The following is a 17972-nucleotide window of genomic DNA, read 5'->3' as shown; positions in this document are numbered from 1 at the left end:
TTCGATTTACCCCTTCAGGCTGTCACAGAAAGCCTGGGCTTCGGCCACATCCAGCGTACCTTCATAGATGGCACGGCCAGTGATGGCACCCAGAATGCCCTTGTCTGCCACGGTAGCCAGCCGCTTGAGGTCATCCATATTGGTCACGCCGCCTGAGGCAATCACAGGAATGCCGCCTTCTTCCGCCAGCGCTGCGGTGGCTTCCACGTTCACGCCCTGCATCATGCCGTCGCGGCTGATGTCGGTATAGACGATGGCCTCAACGCCGTCATTGGCAAAGCGTTTGGCCAGGTCAGTGGCCATGACTTCGGACACTTCCGCCCAGCCATCGGTGGCCACGCGACCATCCTTGGCATCCAGGCCGACGATGATGTGGCCGGGGAAGCGCTTGCACATCTCGGTGACGAATTCCGGTTCTTTCACGGCCTTGGTGCCGATGATGACCCATTGTACGCCGGCTTTCAGGTAGGCCTCGATGGTTTCCGCTGAACGGATACCGCCGCCAATCTGGATGGGCAAGTCCGGGTATTTGCGGGCAATGGCCTGGACGATTTCGCCGTTGACGGGTTCGCCGGCGAAGGCGCCATTCAGGTCCACCAGATGCAAGCGGCGGGCACCGGCGTCTACCCAGCGGGTTGCCATATCAACGGGGTCGTCTCCGAATACCGTGGAGTCGTCCATGCGGCCCTGGCGCAGTCTTACGCACTTGCCGTCTTTGAGATCTATGGCCGGGATGATCAGCATGTTCCAGTCCAGTTGGTGAAGTTTTTCAGTAATTGCAGCCCTGCCCGTGCGCTTTTTTCCGGGTGGAACTGCACCGCGAAGATGTTGTCTCTGGCCACCGCCGCCGCCAGGTCGACACCGTAATGGGTACGGCCTGCAATGTCCGGGTTGCCCTCTGCTTCGGCGTAGTAACTGTGCACGAAGTAGAAGCGGTCGCCGTCGGGGATGTCGTGCCAGAGCGGGTGATCCGTGGTCTGGTGGACTTCGTTCCAGCCCATATGGGGCACTTTCAGGCGTTCACCGTTCTCGGAGAGATTGTCACCGAAGAAGCGCACCTCCGACGGGAACAGGTCGATACAATCCACCCAGCCGTTTTCCTCGCTGCGGGACATCAGGGCCTGCATGCCCACGCAGATGCCGAGCAAAGGCCGGTCGGCGGAAACTTCGCGCACCAGATTATCAATACCCAAGCGGCGAATTTCGGCCATGCAGTCGCGGATGGCGCCTACGCCCGGCAGAATTACCTTATCCGCGCTGCGGATCTGGTCGGCGTTGTCGGTGACCAGAACGCGAGTGTCTGGTGCAACGTGCTCAACCGCTTTGCTGACGGAATGAAGGTTACCCATGCCGTAGTCGATAATGGCAACGGTTTTCATGCGAAGAGAGACTTCCTGGATCGTGGTTCTTTAGTCAAGCCCAGGGCCGCTTACAGCGACCCCTTGGTGGACGGGGTAATGCCCGCCATACGCTCGTCCATTTCAATGGCCATGCGCAGGGCGCGGCCGAAGGCCTTGAACACGGTTTCAATCTGGTGATGGGTGTTCTTGCCCTTCAGGTTGTCGATGTGCAGGGTCACCATGGAGTGATTTACAAAGCCCTGGAAGAACTCCGCAAACAGGTCCACATCAAAGCCACCGACAGCACCACGGGTATAAGGCACATCCATCAACAGTCCGGGGCGACCGGACAGGTCAATCACCACGCGGGACAACGCTTCGTCCAGCGGTACGTAGGCGTGGCCGTAACGGCGAATGCCCTTTTTGTCGCCCACCGCCTGCTTGAAGGCCTGCCCCAGGGTGATGCCGATGTCTTCCACGGTGTGGTGGTCGTCGATGTGCAAATCGCCCTTGGAGACAATGTTCAGGTCCACCAGCCCGTGGCGGGCAATCTGGTCCATCATATGCTCAAGGAAGGGCACGCCGGTATCGAAACTGGACTTGCCGGTACCGTCGAGATCGATCTCGACAGTGATCTGTGTTTCCAGGGTATTTCTTTCTACCCGAGCCTTGCGTTCGGCCATGGGGACTCCAAAGTCATCAGTCGGCACATGCCGGAAAAGTGTCTGCGCGCATTATACCTTTTATGATTCCCCGCGTCCCGCAATGGCCTTTATAGCCTTGATAGCGACGACCATCAGAACGCTTTCTTGAGGTTACTCATGTAGGTATCGACCAGACTGTTGAACTCGTGCTTGATCACGGGGCTGATTGCCAGTTTCAACAGGCTCGGCAGCGGAACGGTCAACTCGGCGCTGGTCTGGAATTTCACCGAAGTAGTGCTGTCGTCTTTCTTCTTGAGGGCCCATGAACCTTTTACCACACCGTTACCCTCGCCTTTCACCGGCTCCCAGGTAATCCTGCCGTTGTCCTTGTCCGCGAAGTATTTACACGCGTATACAGACTGGATGGCATGCTTGTCCACGCCCACCTTTTCCATTTCCCAGCGATAGGCGTTGTCACCCAGATCCACCAGGTTATGCACCTTGGGGAAATGGCTTGCCGATGCGGGCACGTCCGCCAGCAGCTCGAATACTTCGTCATATCCGGCGGGCAGATCCAGTTCCCGGTTAAGCTCAATAGAGACAGTAATAGCCACTGTTTACTCCTTTTTATCGTTGTAAGACGCGCTTTATATCGTTGTGTAGAAATAAGGTGCCTATTTTGGCTGATCACTAACGTATTGTCATACACTCAGGCTTTTATTTTGTTACCCCTGGGTTATCCTTGGGCTAATCACAAGCCCAGTTACCGGACACGAATTATCGGAAGGACGCCAAAATCATGAAAGCTGTTCGCTATGTGGCTCTTGCCATCGTTGGCCTGCTCATTCTTGCCGTTGCCGCCGTCGCTATCGCGGTCGCCGTTATTGACCCAAACACCTACAAGCCACAGATTGAGAAAGTGGTCGAAAGTAAGACCAATCTGGACCTGATACTGGCCGGGGATATTGGCTGGTCTTTCATCCCACTGGGCCTGGAACTGAACGACGTTGAGGCCACCCTGGAAGACGAACGCCTGGTCAAGCTTGACCAACTGGTGGCCCAGGTCAGCTTCTGGTCCCTGGTAACCATGTCGCCCCGGGTGGATACGTTCCTGTTGAGCGGGCTGGACGCCAACCTGTCCGTTGATGCCAACGGTACCGGTAACTGGACCCGCATCATGCCGGAAGGTGAAGAACAGCCGCAGCAGGAAGAACCCGCCACGCCAGCCGAAACCGCTGAAGAACAGCCAGAGAGCAGCGGCGCCAGCGAGCCCTTGAACTTCAACGTAGAGAGCGTGGAAATCAGCAACGCCCGCGTTCATTACGAAGACAAGGGCACGGGCCAGGCATTTACCCTGGAAGATTTCACCGTAAACGCCAGCGAGATCACCCTGGGTTCAAGCTTCCCATTGGACGTCTCGTTCCGCTTCGCCACCAACCAGCCGCAGTTTGAAGTTGAGGGCGACATCAGTGCCCGCCTGGCCGCCAATGAAGCGTTAAACGAATTTGGCGTGTCCGACCTGGAAGCCATCTTCGACATGAACGGCGAGCCTTTTGGCGGCGAATCCGTTCGCGCCGAAATAGCTGGCTCCCTGGAAGCCAATCTGGAAAACGAAACCGCCACGCTTAATGGCTTTACCGCCAGCCTGGCCGACCTGACGCTCAACACAGACCTGACCGTGAACGGCTTTGGCGACAAGCCGAAACTCGAAGGCAGTCTCAGCATTGACGAATTTTCCCTCAAAGCGCTTCTGGCGGCCCTTGGCCAACCCGCCATCGAAACAGAAGACCCTGACGTCATGAAGGCCGTCGCTTTCTCCACCAACATCGGTGGCCCCGCCGGCACCGTGGAACTGAGCGACCTGACCATCAGCCTGGACGATACCACCTTCCAGGGCAGTGCCAGTTACGCCCTGGCCAACAGCGGTATTGGCCTGGACTTGCAGGGCGACGCGATCAATGCCGACCGCTATATGCCGCCTGCCAGTGAGGAACAAACCGATGCCGCCGCCGAGGAAGCCCCGCAAGGTGGTGGCGCCCCGGCGGAAGAAGGCGACTTGCTGCCCCTGGACACACTCCGTTCGCTAGCGCTGGATATCAATCTCGGGCTGGGCGAACTGATCGTCAGTAATCTCACCATCAAGGAAATCAAATCGGTGATCACCGCACGCAATGGTGTGCTGGAAGTGCAGGACTTCAGCGGCAAACTGTACGAAGGCTCCTTCGGCGCCAAAGTGACCCTGGATGCCCGCACCGACAATCCGAAGTGGAGCATCGGCTCCAAGGTCAACAACGTACAGACGTTGCCACTGCTGACCGACCTTGCCGAAGTGGACATGCTTGCCGGTGGCGCCAACCTGTCCGTGGATGTGAATACCACAGGCAATCGTATTTCCGCCCTGCGTAGCAACGCCAAAGGCGACATCAACTTCAACCTGGCCGAGGGTGAGTTCACCCGCATGAACCTCACGCGCATGGCGTGCCAGGGCATTGCACTGGCCAACCAGGAAAGCCTCTCTACATCAGACTGGGGTACCAGCACGCCGTTCAACGACATGAAGGGCACCCTCAAGATTGACGGCAACACCCTGAACAACACGGACCTTGTGGCTGCCCTCGCCGGCATGAGACTGGAAGGCGACGGCACGGTGGACCTGGCTGCTTCCGACCTGGATTACGAAGTTGGCCTGCGGATCGTGGGCGAGATCCACCGGGACGAAGCTTGCCGAGTGACCGAATACGTTGAAAACGTGGTGATCCCGGTTGAGTGCCGCGGCGACTTCGCGGAAGACCCTGCCGGCCTCTGCTCCTTCGACGGCTCACGCTTCCGCGACACCCTGAAAACCATTGCCGCCAACGCTGCCAAAGCCAAGGCGCGCGAAAAAGTGGACGAAGCCAAATCCAAAGCGGAAGACAAAGTGTCCGAAAAGCTGAAAGAAAAGCTGGGTGAAGAGAGTGGCGAAAAGGTGAAAGACGCCCTCAAGGGCCTGTTCGGTCAATGAACGACGGTTTTGCCCAAAAGCTTCTCGCCTGGTACGACGAAAACGGCAGGCACGACCTGCCCTGGCATCATGACCGGAACCCATACCGCGTGTGGGTTTCGGAAATCATGCTGCAGCAAACCCAGGTGACCACCGTTATCCCCTACTTCGAAGCCTTTATGCAGCGCTTTCCAGACGTGAAAGCACTCGCTTCTGCACCGGTGGATGACGTTCTCAGCCATTGGTCCGGCCTCGGGTACTACGCCCGCGCCCGCAATCTCCAGAAAGCGGCGCAACAGGTGGCCAACGAGCACGGAGGCGAATTTCCCGGCAACCTGGAACAACTCCAGGCCCTGCCCGGCATTGGTCGCTCCACCGCTGCGGCCATCCTTGCCCAGGCCTTCCAGCAACGGGCAGCTATATTGGACGGCAATGTAAAACGGGTGCTGGCCCGATACCACGCCATCCCCGGCTGGCCAGGCAAAACCGACGTGCTCAACCAGCTTTGGGAGCGCACTGAAGAACACACACCCGATGCACGCATCCGCGACTACACCCAGGCCATCATGGATCTGGGCGCCATGGTCTGCACCCGCAGCCGACCAGCGTGCGACAGCTGCCCACTACAGGATGGGTGCGACGCCTATGCCCGCAGCGAAACCAGCCTCTACCCCGGCTCAAAGCCGAAGAAAGCCAAGCCCGAAAAAACCACCTGGATGGTGATACTGGAAGATCATCAAGGTCGCATCCTGTTGGAACGCAGGCCTCCCAGCGGCATCTGGGGCGGCCTCTGGAGCCTTCCGGAACTGGACCCGGCCTACGGCCCGGAAGAACTGCCAGACGCCTGCGAACAGGCCTTCGGCTTCCACTGTGGCGAACCGGAACTTACCAGCGGCTTTCGCCACACCTTCAGCCATTACCACCTTCACATCCAGCCGGCACGGCTCACCGTACAAAGCCCCGCGCACATCAACGATCGGGACGACCACCAGTGGGTCCACCGAGACCAGGCCCTTACCCTCGGCCTGCCGGCCCCCATTCGCACACTACTGACCGCGCCGGAACAAACCCTCTTGCTTTGATCTGTTATCATCCCAGCAGATTCAGCAACACCACCTCCAAACAGGAGCAGACATGAGCCGCATCGTATTCTGTCGCAGATACCAGGAAGAACTTGAAGGGCTGGACTTTCCCCCTATGCCTGGCAAGAAAGGCGAAGACATCTACGAAAACGTCAGCAAGAAAGCCTGGGAAGAGTGGCAGGCCCAGCAAACCATGCTCATCAACGAAAAACACCTGAGCCTGATGGACCCCAACACCCGCAAGTACCTGCAGGCGCAGATGGAACGCTTCTTCAACAACGAGCCGTTCGACAAGGCCGAGGGGTATGTGCCACCGGAGAAGTAAGCCGCCAACCTGTGGAAGCGCCTATGAAAATTTTCCCGGAACGGCCTTGACTCAGGCAACCTAAACCGGTTTAATAGCGCCCCGTTGCAGCAGCACCGCAACACGCCCGGATAGCTCAGTCGGTAGAGCAGGGGATTGAAAATCCCCGTGTCGGTGGTTCGATTCCGCCTCCGGGCACCATTAAGAATTCAGATGGAGCCCACCTTTGCGTGGGCTTTGTCGTGTCTGGCCCCCAGGAAAATCAACACCTTCCACGCTCCATCCTCTCATTGGTTTCGCCTTCAGACTGGCACAAGAGGCGAGTACAGTGGCACTCCGTATGGCTACCCCAACCAGAGACAAATACGCCACCTATGTCTGTCGCATTGGCGTCCCCAAAGAGCTCAGGCCTTTCGTTGGCAAACGAGAGCTTAAACGCTCCCTTAAGACCAAAGACCCCGAAGAAGCGAGGCGTAAATTCGGACTCGTTAATGCTGAGTTCAGAGAGATTCTTGCTGCATGAAGGACTTGCGTGAAAACGCAGGTCCTTTTTCGTTGTCTGTACCTAAGTGGTGCTCTGCCAGTACCCAAAATTTCTGAATTGCTTGTCATCGGCGGCCGGGCTAATTCGTCGTCTTGCAAGTTATTGTGAGTTCCACTCTTGCCTTTATTTTAATTGTTGCTATGGTTGGGATTCAGAACACATTGAGAGCAGCCATGTTTTCACGAAAGTATCTCTTGACCACCTTCCATTAATAATGCGAGCACCGTTCACTCTGTGCTCGCAACCACTACAGTTTCTGCAAAAATAACATAAACGGAACTCTCTCAAGTGCTCTTAGACATATCGCCTGAAAGCACAGGGGGGAGTAACTAATACTGACGGAGAGTCAGGCCAAAGTTGCACAAGGCATTTTTCGGAACAACAACAATAAAAATAGATTAGGGAGGCTCCGCGACTGAGCCTCCCATTTTCTGCTCATTTTCGAAAAATGCTCACCAAATAATTATTTGGAGGCTTTGATCTTCATGAACGTAATAATTTTTTTGTTTCGAAAATATTGTTTTGGATTAATAAAAAAACAGCAGGCTACTGACGCGTTACGTTTTTTTATTGACTCTAATTACTGGAACATCAACGAACCGCTGCCTCACCCACATGAGCTTTCAGAACTCTTGGATTTTAACGAAGACATAACGATGCATGGACTCTGCCGCCTGATCGGCGCTGGCGTTATTTTTGAGGGCAAAGACGGACGCCTATATATTAGGACGGCTACCGAAGAAACGGGCTGATATTTTCTTAGCAGCTTTATAGCTACAATCGGAGCTCCGAGAACTTTCAGAGGGCACGCCACCTTCACTTGATTAAATAAATAAAGAAGGTAGCCTATTGGAAAACCCGAAACATACTAAAGGTGATCAGATTGCATGAATAAAATGCCGACCAGTTTTTATAAAGCGCATATCGGCAGCGCTATTTATAACTGAGAGCACAGAAATGAGTAAGGAAAAACCGAAGAAACAGGCAAAAAAAACATTGAAAGAGAAAAGAAAAGATAAAAAACAAAAAAACGCCTGATTAGCAATAGGGGAAAGGGTCAACCTTTCCCCTTCAATAACGGTTTTTCTCACGGTCATATCACCTGCATTTTACTTATCGAACTCTCACACCTTATATGTATTTATCATGTTTCTGATCAGAGGTTTTATGAACATTGATGTTGGTTTTCTTGTGTCTTTAGGGAGACTCTGAATAAGTCTCAAAATCAGCGATAATATGGCCATCGCCAACCGCATAGGATTCGTTGCCACCATGGATCAGATCACTTTCTCCGAAGCTGAGTACCAGACCAAGAAGCGCAAGACGCGTCGCGAGATCTTTCTGGAACGGATGGACAAGCTGATTCCGTGGAAGCAGTTGGAGAAGAAGGTAGCCCGTTATTACCCCAAGGGTCAGAACGGTCGGCCTCCGTATCCGCTGCCTGCCATGCTTCGAGTTCACTGCATGCAGTTGTTCTATAACCTGAGCGACCCGGCGATGGAAGACGCTCTTTACGAGATCGAATCCATGCGCCACTTCGCTGGCCTGAAGCTGGACCGCTTGCCGGACGAGACCACCATTCTCAACTTCCGGCATTTCCTGGAGCAGCACGGTCTTGGCAAGGCGCTGTTTAAAGAGGTGAATAAACACTTGGAGAAGAACGGCCTGATGCTGCGTGAAGGCAGCATCGTAGATGCCACCATTATTTCTGCTCCAAGCTCCACCAAGAACAGCACTGGCAAGCGCGATCCTGAAATGCACCAGACCAGAAAGGGCAACGAATGGCACTTCGGCATGAAGATGCACATTGGTGTCGACGATACGCTTGGCCTGATTCATAGCATCGATACCACCGCTGCCAACGTGCACGACATCGTGCCCACCGACAAGCTGCTGCACGGTGAAGAGCAACGGGTCTTCGGCGATGCCGGGTACCTTGGCATTCAGAAGCGGGATGAGCATAAGCACCGTGAAAACGTCTCCTGGTTCATTGCCAAACGGCCTGGCACCCGGAAGAAGCTGGATGCTGACAAGCTGAAAGCCGAGAAAATCAAAGCCAGGTAAGCGCCGTTAAATCGACCCGCTTGCCCTAATCGTATTGAGCCACTTTTTTCGAAGCCGGCAACTCGGCATTCCAGGGCAGCAACGCTTCGAGCTTCTCCAGCGTGTCGGACTCAGCAATGCGTTCCAACACATGGTGGATATAAGCTGAAGGCTCCAGGCCATTGGCCTTGGCGGTTTCGATGAGCGAATAGCAGGTGGCGCTGGCTTTCGCCCCTTGTGAGGTATCGGCGAAGAGCCAGGCTTTTCTGCCGAGGGCAAACGGGCGGATGGCGTTCTCGGCTCCGGCATTGCTGATCTTCAGGTCACCGCGCTCACAGTAGCCGACCAGGTAGTCCCATTGGTTCAGGGTGTAATCCATGGCCTGACGGGTAAGCAGGCCTTTCATCACCTTGGGGGCATTTTTCTCCAGCCAGGCTTTAAAGGCGTTCAACAACGGCAGACTCTTTTCCTGGCGAACCCGATATCGCTCCGCGTCGCTCAGATCCCGGGCGGCCTTTTCAATGGCGTACAGTTTGCGGATGTGGCTCAGGGCTACATCCGCCTTTGAGGGTTGGCCTTTTTTGCCTTTGGCCGGTGCCGCCCGGGACGCCTCCACGTACTTACGTCTCGCGTGATCCCAACATCCGATCCGCGTCAGCTTGTTCGTGGCACAGACCTGCCCATAGCCGGAATAGCCATCGGCTTGCAGAATGCCCTGGAAGTCATCCAGCAGACGCACCGGTACCTTGCCACCTCGTGATGGATCATACTCGAACAGAACCGAAGGTTTTCCCGGTGGACCACCCCGGGTGACCCACATCCATTTGTCGGATTGGGCGGTCTTACCGTCTTCCTTGAGCACCTGGATCCGGGTTTCATCGGCTTGCAGGTAATCACCGCTATTCTGGGTTTCCCGCATCAGGTTGATCAGCGGCTGGAAGACGTCATTCAGCCGGATGATCCAGTGAGCCATGCTGGTGCGACTCACTTCATGCCCCAGGCGCTGGAACATTTGTTCCTGACGGTACAACGGCAGACCGTCGGCATACTTGGAGGTAATGAGGTAAGCCAGCAGTGACGGGGTGGCGATGCACTTGCCCAGCGGGCGCGCCGGACGGGCAGCCGCAACAATGCGCTCTTCGCCGTCCTGCTCGAACACCGCCTTTTCCTGCCAGTACTCCAGCACTTTCAGTTGAGCGGGAATGTACTCCAGCTCTTCCTTCACCTTGGTGAAGAAGGTCTTGCTGGCACCGGCTTTCTCTTCGTCGCTGAGGGTTAATTCAATACGCTCACGCAGCAGCGTATCGGAGAAGCCACGTTGGCGGCGCTTGCGGGAACGGCGGGGCGTCTCTTCCTCTTCGACATCGTCCGGCAGCTCATCGCGCAGTTCATCAATCTCGACTTCCAGCTCGACCTCATCGAACAGCAGGATCTGATTGGGCAGCTTTTCACTGCTGGCGGCGAACTGCTGGATCTTCTTATGGCGCAGCAGTTCTTCGAGGATCTCGATGCGAGCGTCTCGTCGCTGGATGGCGTCTTCTTTGGAGGCGAGTTGCTGCTGAAGGCCGCTGATAACCGCCACCATCTCAGCGGTCGATAAACCGTTGAGATCCGGGGTTTTGAGGGCGTTATCAGGCGTTGATTTCATGGCGGAATTATAGCAAAAACAATGCCCTGGCACACCTAAAACGTAATGCAAAAAGGGCTATCCGACACTCTCATAGTGCAGGGTTTTATGGCCCCGCAACAGACTGATGTCGTAGCCGTCCAACAACCAGTTGATCTGTTCACCGGTCAGCGGCATCAGTTCATCCGCAGGCCCTGGCCACTTGAATTTCTCCTCGGCCAGGGCTTTGTAATAGAGCACAAAGCCGTTGTCTTCCCACATCAGGCATTTGATCTTGTTCCGCTGCCGGTTGGTGAAGGCGTAAAGTGCACCGGAGAATGGGCTGTGCCCCAGTTCCTGTTCCACCAGCAGGGCCAGGCCGTTGGCCTGCTTGCGGAAGTCGATGGGCTTTCGGTACAGATAGATCTCCGGCAGATCCCAGGAAGGGCGCAGATAGCGGTGACGCATCACAGCTGTCTCAAGACGGCACCCAGCAAATCGATATTACCGGCATGCAGACCGGTGATCGATACGCCGCCGGGCAGTGACACGGTCAAACCGACTCCTGTATCCGGAATCGGAGCCACACGAGCGAATCCGGATCGAGCTTGAACCGGTTCGCTGGATTCGACACGGCCGGTCAGCTTCTGCCGCCAGTAGACAAACCGATGATAAACAAGCGACTCTTGTTTGCAGTAGGCTGCACCGGACAGGCCCGAGGCCTGCCAGTCCGACAGCGTCTCTTGCCAGAACTGGTGTAAATCAGGGGTAGTCATCGGATTCCTCTTTAATGTGAAAGCAGGAATCAGTGTGGCGAAACTCGGGCGTCAGCTACAGGTGCGGATTTATTGGCGCTTACAAAGCCAGTGTTCGTGCCAAAGTGGAGCATCCCTTCCGGTACATTAAACAGGTCTTCGGTTATAGCAAGGTCCGCTATCGCGGTCTAGCCAAGAACAACAACCGGCTGCATTTGCTGGCCGCGTTCAGCAACCTGCTGATTGGTGAAAAATACATGCTGGCGTAGGGCCAGTGCGCCTGTTTTTCGCCAAAATGGCGGGAATCGGGCAAGAAACACACAACTAACGGGAAAATAGTGTCTGAATCTTCGATTTTTTGCCGGTTAAACCCAAGATCGGCAAATATCAGCAGTTATTCAGACCTTCCTTAGATACTTTGGGAATCATGAGAAGAAAGTGTCGTCGCCTGATAAGAGCAATTATTCTTGGGGAGAATGAAATGGCAATGATTGGAAGCTGGGTCACGATTATAGATTGCGCAGATTCCCAGCCTCATGAATTCCGGTTGGTTGAAGCTATTGGGCCAAGAGACGTCCATCCGAAAGACCTACCGATAGACTCATCTCTTGGACTCGCACTATTTGGTAGCAGGTCTGGCGACTACATACAACTGAGCGTCGGCGGCGAGGAAAGTGGCATTGTCATTTTATCCATTAACAATGAAAAGTTGGAAGCGAACCCAACAATGGCGACATTTGACGAATTTTTGCGCGCTAACGATTCGAGATAGCTTCGACTCAAATAACACCGAATGCCAACATCGCATCAGCCACCCGACAGAACCCTGTGGTGTTGGCACCAAACACATAATCTCCGGGCCTGCCATACTCCTCGGCCGTCTCGAAACAGGCTCGGTGGATTTCAATCATAATGTCTTTCAAGCGCTGTTCGCTGTAATCGAAGCTCCAGGAATCCCGGGAGGCGTTCTGCTGCATCTCCAGAGCGCTGGTTGCGACACCACCTGCATTGGCGGCTTTTGCCGGACCAAACAAGGTGCCAGCCTCGCGGAACAACTTCACCGCGTCCGGGGTGCACGGCATATTGGCACCTTCGGCGACAGCCATGGTGCCATTGCGAATCAACGCCATTGCGTCTGAGCCGGTCAGTTCGTTCTGAGTTGCGCACGGGAGGGCAACTTGACAGGGCAACGACCAAATGGACGCTCCCGCCACAAAATCACTGCCGTTCTGACGACGAGTTGCATAGTCGCTGATCCGACCACGTTCCGCTTCCTTGATCTGGCGAACCAGACCGACATCGATTCCGGCAGGGTCGTAGACATAGCCCTCCGAGTCGGAGCAGGCGATAACCTTGCCACCGAACTGCTGGACCTTTTCCATCGCATAAATTGCGACGTTCCCGGAACCAGAGACCACCACCTCTTTGCCCTCCAGTTCCGTTCCCTGAGCAGCCAGCATTTCCCGGACAAAATAAACGGTTCCGTATCCTGTAGCCTCCTTACGAACACGGGCTCCGCCCCAGCCCAATCCCTTCCCGGTCAACACACCGGATTCGTAGCGGTTAGTCAGACGTTTGTATTGGCCGAACAGGAAGCCAATCTCCCTGGCTCCAACGCCTATATCGCCTGCTGGTACGTCGGTGTACTCACCAATATGTCGGTACAGCTCGGTCATAAAGGACTGGCAGAACCGCATGATCTCATTATCAGATCGTCCCTTGGGATCGAAATCCGAACCACCCTTACCCCCTCCGATTGGCATCCCGCTCAGAGAGTTTTTGAAGATCTGCTCGAAACCCAGGAATTTAACCACGCCCAGATTGACGGAGGGATGAAACCGCAAACCACCCTTAAACGGCCCAAGGGCCGAGTTGAACTCAACCCGAAAACCACGATTGATTTGCACCGTTCCTGAGTCATCCACCCAGGGAACCCGGAAAATGATCTGCCGCTCTGGTTCACAAATTCGCTCCAGCAGCTTTGCTTCCTTGTACTCCGGGTGCTTGGCGATTACCGGCGACAAAGACTCCAGAACTTCCAGAACAGCCTGGTGAAACTCTGGCTCCGCAGGGTTTCTCAGGACCACCTGCTCGTAAAGCTCTTCAAGGGTGTCTTTTTGATGCATGGGCCTTCCTTGTTTAGTTTACGTGAGTCACATGGATGATTTTCAGACTAAGCGTTTTCTTGCCAGCCAAAGGCCAATCAATACGATCACCTACCCGAAGCCCCAACAGGGCCGCACCTGCCGGAGCCAAGACGGATACATGCTCTTCATCTGCCTCTGGCTGTCTCGGATAAACGAGCCTGAGCTTATACTCGGCGTCGTTACCCTCATTTTTAAAATGGACCAAAGAATTCATGGTCACGGTGCCAGCAGGAAGCTTTTCGGTATCAACCAGAGTGGCCCTATCAAGCTCCTGCAAGAGCGCTTCAGCTGTAGCATTGCCATTTGGCTGTTTTTCCAACATGGCAGATAAGCGATCAAAATCATGGTCTAAGACATAAATAGCTGGACGTTCGGACATACCGACTCCTCTAAGCCTGGAATGCAATATTCAATTGATGTAGTTGTTCTTGGGGGCTCGCCGAACTCGGCGATTAGTACGACGAATTCAGCGGAAAGAGTGGAAAGCGACGAGGCACAACAAACCCTCGGACGAAATAGTCCGATGAAATTGACGGGGTGCAGTGTAGGCAAAATGCATAAGTTTCTTACCAAAGAATATGACCGGTTCAACTATACAATAACCCAAATCCAAAATTAAGGAAACGGGTCCACCTCACTCTTCAATTTCACCAGCGATCCCAAGCGGCTCGCCAGTTCGCTTTTTGAAATGGACAGCAATATTTTTTAACGCTGCAAAGACTGTCTTGCTGTGAAGTCACGATCAATGGCCAAGCTTCGCAACAGCGCGTGGGCTGGAGTCGGGACAGTCCCTAGGGAGCAACAGGCTGATCATAAAGTAAGTTCGTATGAACGGCGCCATCGAGCAGCACGGCAGATAGCGGATAGGGAGGTCGTCCGTTCTGGCGCTCGGCTTCGGAGAAGTTTATCTGATCCATGGCGACAACGAATTCTATGCGGTTGGCGACAGCCATATTATTGCGGATTTTGAGACTTATTCAGAGTCTCCCTAGCATTGTTATTTAGCCCCCAAGTTTATAGACCAGAATTCGATCCGGTTGCCTTCCGGATCGTGAATATGAATGACCCTTGCTCCCCAAGAATGATCTTTTATAGGTGGAGGGGAAAGACCCGCCTCATTCAAGTATATATGTACAGTTTCGATATCACCTACTTCGAGTGCAATGGTTACTCCTTTACCCTCATTGCTATCAATTGAGGTTCTTGATTCATCTGCAATGCTTAAACAGGACGCCTCATTTAATTTGAATTCAACAAACCAATCAAGAGACGTCGTTACCTGAAGCCCGATTTTATTTTTATAAAAGCCGACACATTCTTTCCACTTTCTACAATAAAAGATCGTGTTGGCTGTTTTTATATGCATTTTGCACCCTGATCTTCGGTGTAACCATAGCGATTTTGCTTAGCGACGACCTGACAAGGACGTCAGGTGAAGACCGCGGGCTAGGCCGGAGCGACCGGCTGCCCACCACTTCACTCTAATCAATAAAAACTGAGTAAGTATTGAAGCTCCACAGCAGATAATCACCTTCACTTACCAGTATTCCATTAAACGGAAGATCGTAACTTAACTCGATAAAATCTTGCCGGATTATTTCGCGTATCGAATATGAGTCCACCCCAAGAGAATTCGCCCCGAGAGAACCCGATCCATACAGATCGTGTGTGAATTTGTATAATCCTTTCATATAAAATAAAATGGGGATCGAAACAGATAACCTTATGGAAGGTCTGAATAACTGCTGATATTTGCCGATCTTGGGTTTAACCGGCAAAAAATCGAAGATTCAGACACTATTTTCCCGTTAGTTGTGTGTTTCTTGCCCGATTCCCGCCATTTTGGCGAAAAACAGGCGCACTGGCCCTACGCCAGCATGTATTTTTCACCAATCAGCAGGTTGCTGAACGCGGCCAGCAAATGCAGCCGGTTGTTGTTCTTGGCTAGACCGCGATAGCGGACCTTGCTATAACCGAAGACCTGTTTAATGTACCGGAAGGGATGCTCCACTTTGGCACGAACACTGGCTTTGATTTTCTCGGCTTTCAGCTTGTCAGCATCCAGCTTCTTCCGGGTGCCAGGCCGTTTGGCAATGAACCAGGAGACGTTTTCACGGTGCTTATGCTCATCCCGCTTCTGAATGCCAAGGTACCCGGCATCGCCGAAGACCCGTTGCTCTTCACCGTGCAGCAGCTTGTCGGTGGGCACGATGTCGTGCACGTTGGCAGCGGTGGTATCGATGCTATGAATCAGGCCAAGCGTATCGTCGACACCAATGTGCATCTTCATGCCGAAGTGCCATTCGTTGCCCTTTCTGGTCTGGTGCATTTCAGGATCGCGCTTGCCAGTGCTGTTCTTGGTGGAGCTTGGAGCAGAAATAATGGTGGCATCTACGATGCTGCCTTCACGCAGCATCAGGCCGTTCTTCTCCAAGTGTTTATTCACCTCTTTAAACAGCGCCTTGCCAAGACCGTGCTGCTCCAGGAAATGCCGGAAGTTGAGAATGGTGGTCTCGTCCGGCAAGCGGTCCAGCTTCAGGCCAGCGAAGTGGCGCATGGATTCGATCTCGTAAAGAGCGTCTTCCATCGCCGGGTCGCTCAGGTTATAGAACAACTGCATGCAGTGAACTCGAAGCATGGCAGGCAGCGGATACGGAGGCCGACCGTTCTGACCCTTGGGGTAATAACGGGCTACCTTCTTCTCCAACTGCTTCCACGGAATCAGCTTGTCCATCCGTTCCAGAAAGATCTCGCGACGCGTCTTGCGCTTCTTGGTCTGGTACTCAGCTTCGGAGAAAGTGATCTGATCCATGGTGGCAACGAATCCTATGCGGTTGGCGATGGCCATATTATCGCTGATTTTGAGACTTATTCAGAGTCTCCTTAGAAGACGTTTCACTCTTACCTCCTCAACAATAAATCAGATTCAACCCATTATATTTAAAAAACAAGGAGCAGAAAGGTTTGTTCTCCACAGGAGATGATCTAGGTACATTCCGGATAATTTTTGGGAATAACGTTGTATATTTTTTAGATTGGCGCTACTGATTTGGTTCTCTTCTCTCGAAACACCAGTCGTGGTTGCCCGCGATGAGGATTTTGTGCGTATGATTCTGACGGCCAAACGAGGCATCAAGCTGCTCCTGCTCCTCCAAAGTGCCGCGTCCAAGCGCATCTCCGGCGTGTATCACGCACATCACCATCAGGATGGACTTCGCCGGTAATAATTTATTGATGAATTTCCTTTCGCTTGGTGTCCACGTGCCCCTCCGATGAATGAGCGTTGGACAACTACAAACCGCATTTAGCTCTTCAATTGAGTCGGAATAGGACAATCACTAACTGGGAGGGCGGATAAAATCAGCAAGGAGCTCGATAACGGAATCCGCCATATGGGCGCAACGGGCGCCATCAAATGGATAGACCGTTTCAAACCCACCCTTGATACGCGACTCCAGTAACGACTTAAGATGTCGTCTTGCGCGGAACAGGCGTGTTTTGACGGTCATAACGGTAATACCGAGGTCCAATGCAATGTCGGCCAACGCCATCCCTTCTGCCTCTCTGAGAACAAACACAACCCGAAGATGACTCGGTAGTTCAGATACTGCTGCCTCTAACCATTCGCGGAACTGTGCAACCCCGTGCTCGTTTTCAGGGGAACGTTGTCTGCTGCCTGGAAACGCTATGACTGATGCTTCCTGATGAAATTCTTCCGAGATCGAGTCGTATTCTTCGGTCGGATGACGTTTTCTCAATCGCATTCGTGCAGCATTTAACGCGATTTTAGTGGCCCAGGTTGAGAGCTTGGCATCCCCACGAAATTCGGCAATGCGCGAAAAGGCGATGAGGTAGGTTTCCTGGACGATCTCCTCGGCCTCGGCATCGTTATCCATAATACCTCGGGCGATACGAAACAGACGCGGATTAAGCCTTCTGATTACCTCCCTTACAGCCGCTTCATGCCCCTGTTTTGCCAGTCTTACAAGCTCGTCTTCAGAGGTTTGCAAGCCAATGGAGGGCTTAGGCGATAGGGAATCGACAGAAACTTTCATAACAAGACCTTGTCAGCTTGCATTAAGAATGTCGCGGATCGAAGGGAATTGAGTCGCTACATGTCCACTTACGCCACCTGCACACAGAGCGGAGCTATCCCAATCCACCATTGCAGGCGTTCCAACGACGATCCGCCCAACCATAGCCGCCATTTCATGCGGCACGCAGTAATAGTCATAAACACCAGGAACCGTCAGCGTCAGACTGAATTTCTGGTTCGGAAGCAAATAGCCACTATCGAACGGTTTGGCAGCCTTTGGCATCCGCCGCACCCGATCAAAATACTCAGGGTGATACGCGGTCACCGTGTGGGAATTCCCGGGATCCCGATTGACGAAGGTAATTGTTGCGCCTGGATTTACCGCAACCCCCTTCGGATCAAACCAAACCCTTTCACCTCTGGGTGTGCCTTGCATCTTGATAACAACCTGGCTTTCGCCAGCAGCCTCAGTCACACCACTACTCAGAAGT

General features: G+C 53.7%; 21 protein-coding genes, 1 tRNA gene and 2 pseudogenes. 9 read left to right on the top strand and 15 right to left on the bottom strand.

Annotated elements, in window-relative coordinates:
* Window positions 1–6 precede the first annotated feature (6 nt).
* The 4 genes from hisA to R1T46_RS08065 form a co-directional block, all read right to left on the bottom strand.
* Window positions 7–744, bottom strand: coding sequence for a 1-(5-phosphoribosyl)-5-[(5-phosphoribosylamino)methylideneamino]imidazole-4-carboxamide isomerase (gene hisA / locus R1T46_RS08080; RefSeq protein ID WP_317307937.1), 738 nt, complete (start codon window positions 742–744; stop codon window positions 7–9).
* The gene (gene hisH / locus R1T46_RS08075; protein WP_317307936.1) at window positions 738–1379 is read right to left on the bottom strand and encodes an imidazole glycerol phosphate synthase subunit HisH; all 642 of its coding nucleotides are present in this window, start codon (window positions 1377–1379) and stop codon (window positions 738–740) included. Before hisH ends, hisA begins: the two co-directional genes overlap by 7 nt.
* 50 nt (window positions 1380–1429) lie before the next feature.
* On the bottom strand, window positions 1430–2023 hold the full coding sequence (hisB, locus tag R1T46_RS08070) for an imidazoleglycerol-phosphate dehydratase HisB (RefSeq protein ID WP_135803146.1): 594 nt from the start codon (window positions 2021–2023) through the stop codon (window positions 1430–1432).
* Between the two features lie 113 nt (window positions 2024–2136).
* Window positions 2137–2598, bottom strand: coding sequence for an SRPBCC family protein (locus R1T46_RS08065; protein WP_007153402.1), 462 nt, complete (start codon window positions 2596–2598; stop codon window positions 2137–2139).
* 185 nt (window positions 2599–2783) lie between these two features.
* Between R1T46_RS08065 and R1T46_RS08060 the strand changes: the two genes are divergently transcribed.
* The 6 genes from R1T46_RS08060 to R1T46_RS08035 all read left to right on the top strand — a co-directional run bounded on the left by R1T46_RS08060 (window position 2784) and on the right by R1T46_RS08035 (window position 7646).
* Entirely contained in the window at window positions 2784–4985 is a 2202-nt protein-coding gene (locus R1T46_RS08060) for an AsmA family protein (protein ID WP_317307935.1), read from the top strand.
* A complete protein-coding gene (gene mutY / locus R1T46_RS08055) occupies window positions 4982–6046 on the top strand; it encodes an A/G-specific adenine glycosylase (protein ID WP_126811603.1) in 1065 nt (354 codons plus the stop codon). Before R1T46_RS08060 ends, mutY begins: the two co-directional genes overlap by 4 nt.
* A 52-nt stretch (window positions 6047–6098) precedes the next feature.
* The gene (locus R1T46_RS08050) at window positions 6099–6371 is read left to right on the top strand and encodes an oxidative damage protection protein (RefSeq protein WP_126811601.1); all 273 of its coding nucleotides are present in this window, start codon (window positions 6099–6101) and stop codon (window positions 6369–6371) included.
* Between the two features lie 104 nt (window positions 6372–6475).
* Window positions 6476–6551, top strand: a tRNA-Phe gene (locus tag R1T46_RS08045).
* Window positions 6552–6690: 139 nt separating this feature from the next.
* On the top strand, window positions 6691–6873 hold the full coding sequence (locus R1T46_RS08040; RefSeq protein WP_317307934.1) for a DUF6538 domain-containing protein: 183 nt from the start codon (window positions 6691–6693) through the stop codon (window positions 6871–6873).
* 506 nt (window positions 6874–7379) lie between these two features.
* Complete coding sequence (locus R1T46_RS08035) at window positions 7380–7646, top strand: hypothetical protein (RefSeq protein ID WP_317307933.1); 267 nt, start codon at window positions 7380–7382, stop codon at window positions 7644–7646.
* Window positions 7647–7772: 126 nt separating this feature from the next.
* Here the strand turns inward: R1T46_RS08035 and R1T46_RS08030 are convergent, their stop codons facing one another.
* Window positions 7773–7985: a hypothetical protein gene (locus R1T46_RS08030; RefSeq protein WP_317307932.1), complete on the bottom strand. Its 213-nt coding sequence runs from the start codon at window positions 7983–7985 to the stop codon at window positions 7773–7775.
* A 181-nt stretch (window positions 7986–8166) separates the two neighbouring features.
* Here R1T46_RS08030 and R1T46_RS08025 point away from each other — a divergent pair.
* A pseudogene (locus R1T46_RS08025) lies at window positions 8167–8952 on the top strand (IS5 family transposase); the annotation flags it as partial.
* A 31-nt stretch (window positions 8953–8983) separates the two neighbouring features.
* On the opposite strand, the gene tnpC reads toward R1T46_RS08025, so the two are convergent.
* From tnpC to tnpA, 3 genes are read right to left on the bottom strand one after another with little or no spacing between them, the layout of a single operon-like run.
* Window positions 8984–10585 (bottom strand): IS66 family transposase, encoded by a 1602-nt coding sequence (gene tnpC / locus R1T46_RS08020; RefSeq protein ID WP_106762036.1) that lies wholly within the window; start codon window positions 10583–10585, stop codon window positions 8984–8986.
* A gap of 57 nt (window positions 10586–10642) precedes the next feature.
* On the bottom strand, window positions 10643–11011 hold the full coding sequence (tnpB, locus tag R1T46_RS08015; RefSeq protein WP_114435616.1) for an IS66 family insertion sequence element accessory protein TnpB: 369 nt from the start codon (window positions 11009–11011) through the stop codon (window positions 10643–10645).
* Window positions 11011–11319, bottom strand: coding sequence for an IS66 family insertion sequence element accessory protein TnpA (tnpA, locus tag R1T46_RS08010; protein ID WP_317305974.1), 309 nt, complete (start codon window positions 11317–11319; stop codon window positions 11011–11013). Before tnpA ends, tnpB begins: the two co-directional genes overlap by 1 nt.
* 83 nt (window positions 11320–11402) lie before the next feature.
* On the opposite strand from tnpA, the pseudogene R1T46_RS08005 reads away from it, so the two are divergent.
* Window positions 11403–11567, top strand: a pseudogene (locus tag R1T46_RS08005) (transposase); the annotation flags it as partial.
* 212 nt (window positions 11568–11779) lie between these two features.
* Window positions 11780–12070 (top strand): hypothetical protein, encoded by a 291-nt coding sequence (locus R1T46_RS08000; RefSeq protein WP_317307931.1) that lies wholly within the window; start codon window positions 11780–11782, stop codon window positions 12068–12070.
* A gap of 7 nt (window positions 12071–12077) precedes the next feature.
* On the opposite strand, the gene gdhA is transcribed toward R1T46_RS08000, so the two are convergent.
* The 7 genes from gdhA to R1T46_RS07965 all read right to left on the bottom strand — a co-directional run bounded on the left by gdhA (window position 12078) and on the right by R1T46_RS07965 (window position 17956).
* Window positions 12078–13424 carry an NADP-specific glutamate dehydrogenase gene (gene gdhA, locus R1T46_RS07995; protein WP_317307930.1) on the bottom strand — a complete coding sequence of 449 codons (1347 nt, stop codon included), beginning with the start codon at window positions 13422–13424 and terminating at the stop codon, window positions 12078–12080.
* 13 nt (window positions 13425–13437) lie between these two features.
* A complete protein-coding gene (rnk, locus tag R1T46_RS07990; RefSeq protein WP_305937516.1) occupies window positions 13438–13824 on the bottom strand; it encodes a nucleoside diphosphate kinase regulator in 387 nt (128 codons plus the stop codon).
* A 618-nt stretch (window positions 13825–14442) separates the two neighbouring features.
* Window positions 14443–14811, bottom strand: coding sequence for a VOC family protein (locus tag R1T46_RS07985; protein ID WP_317307929.1), 369 nt, complete (start codon window positions 14809–14811; stop codon window positions 14443–14445).
* A 501-nt stretch (window positions 14812–15312) separates the two neighbouring features.
* The gene (locus R1T46_RS07980) at window positions 15313–16257 is read right to left on the bottom strand and encodes an IS5 family transposase (protein ID WP_041657592.1); all 945 of its coding nucleotides are present in this window, start codon (window positions 16255–16257) and stop codon (window positions 15313–15315) included.
* 229 nt (window positions 16258–16486) lie between these two features.
* Window positions 16487–16642 carry a metallophosphoesterase gene (locus R1T46_RS07975; protein WP_317308280.1) on the bottom strand — a complete coding sequence of 52 codons (156 nt, stop codon included), beginning with the start codon at window positions 16640–16642 and terminating at the stop codon, window positions 16487–16489.
* Between the two features lie 141 nt (window positions 16643–16783).
* Window positions 16784–17500, bottom strand: a complete 717-nt coding sequence (locus R1T46_RS07970; RefSeq protein WP_317307928.1) for an RNA polymerase sigma factor — start codon at window positions 17498–17500, stop codon at window positions 16784–16786.
* A 12-nt stretch (window positions 17501–17512) separates the two neighbouring features.
* The gene (locus tag R1T46_RS07965; RefSeq protein WP_317307927.1) at window positions 17513–17956 is read right to left on the bottom strand and encodes a plastocyanin/azurin family copper-binding protein; all 444 of its coding nucleotides are present in this window, start codon (window positions 17954–17956) and stop codon (window positions 17513–17515) included.
* Window positions 17957–17972 lie beyond the last annotated feature (16 nt).

The organism is Marinobacter salarius (assembly GCF_032922745.1).
Taxonomy (GTDB): domain Bacteria; phylum Pseudomonadota; class Gammaproteobacteria; order Pseudomonadales; family Oleiphilaceae; genus Marinobacter.
This window is presented reverse-complemented; position numbering and strand designations above follow the sequence as displayed.

Bases quoted from the DNA above. Each gene is read 5' to 3' on its own strand.
- hisA (WP_317307937.1), bottom strand. From the start codon at position 744: ATGCTGATCATCCCGGCCATAGATCTCAAAGACGGCAAGTGCGTAAGA.
- hisH (WP_317307936.1), bottom strand. From the start codon at position 1,379: ATGAAAACCGTTGCCATTATCGACTACGGCATGGGTAACCTTCATTCC.
- hisB (WP_135803146.1), bottom strand. From the start codon at position 2,023: ATGGCCGAACGCAAGGCTCGGGTAGAAAGAAATACCCTGGAAACACAG.
- R1T46_RS08060 (WP_317307935.1), top strand. From the start codon at position 2,784: ATGAAAGCTGTTCGCTATGTGGCTCTTGCCATCGTTGGCCTGCTCATT.
- mutY (WP_126811603.1), top strand. From the start codon at position 4,982: ATGAACGACGGTTTTGCCCAAAAGCTTCTCGCCTGGTACGACGAAAAC.
- R1T46_RS08050 (WP_126811601.1), top strand. From the start codon at position 6,099: ATGAGCCGCATCGTATTCTGTCGCAGATACCAGGAAGAACTTGAAGGG.
- R1T46_RS08040 (WP_317307934.1), top strand. From the start codon at position 6,691: ATGGCTACCCCAACCAGAGACAAATACGCCACCTATGTCTGTCGCATT.
- R1T46_RS08035 (WP_317307933.1), top strand. From the start codon at position 7,380: ATGAACGTAATAATTTTTTTGTTTCGAAAATATTGTTTTGGATTAATA.
- tnpC (WP_106762036.1), bottom strand. From the start codon at position 10,585: ATGAAATCAACGCCTGATAACGCCCTCAAAACCCCGGATCTCAACGGT.
- tnpB (WP_114435616.1), bottom strand. From the start codon at position 11,011: ATGCGTCACCGCTATCTGCGCCCTTCCTGGGATCTGCCGGAGATCTAT.
- tnpA (WP_317305974.1), bottom strand. From the start codon at position 11,319: ATGACTACCCCTGATTTACACCAGTTCTGGCAAGAGACGCTGTCGGAC.
- R1T46_RS08000 (WP_317307931.1), top strand. From the start codon at position 11,780: ATGGCAATGATTGGAAGCTGGGTCACGATTATAGATTGCGCAGATTCC.
- gdhA (WP_317307930.1), bottom strand. From the start codon at position 13,424: ATGCATCAAAAAGACACCCTTGAAGAGCTTTACGAGCAGGTGGTCCTG.
- rnk (WP_305937516.1), bottom strand. From the start codon at position 13,824: ATGTCCGAACGTCCAGCTATTTATGTCTTAGACCATGATTTTGATCGC.
- R1T46_RS07985 (WP_317307929.1), bottom strand. From the start codon at position 14,811: ATGCATATAAAAACAGCCAACACGATCTTTTATTGTAGAAAGTGGAAA.
- R1T46_RS07980 (WP_041657592.1), bottom strand. From the start codon at position 16,257: ATGGATCAGATCACTTTCTCCGAAGCTGAGTACCAGACCAAGAAGCGC.
- R1T46_RS07975 (WP_317308280.1), bottom strand. From the start codon at position 16,642: ATGTGCGTGATACACGCCGGAGATGCGCTTGGACGCGGCACTTTGGAG.
- R1T46_RS07970 (WP_317307928.1), bottom strand. From the start codon at position 17,500: ATGAAAGTTTCTGTCGATTCCCTATCGCCTAAGCCCTCCATTGGCTTG.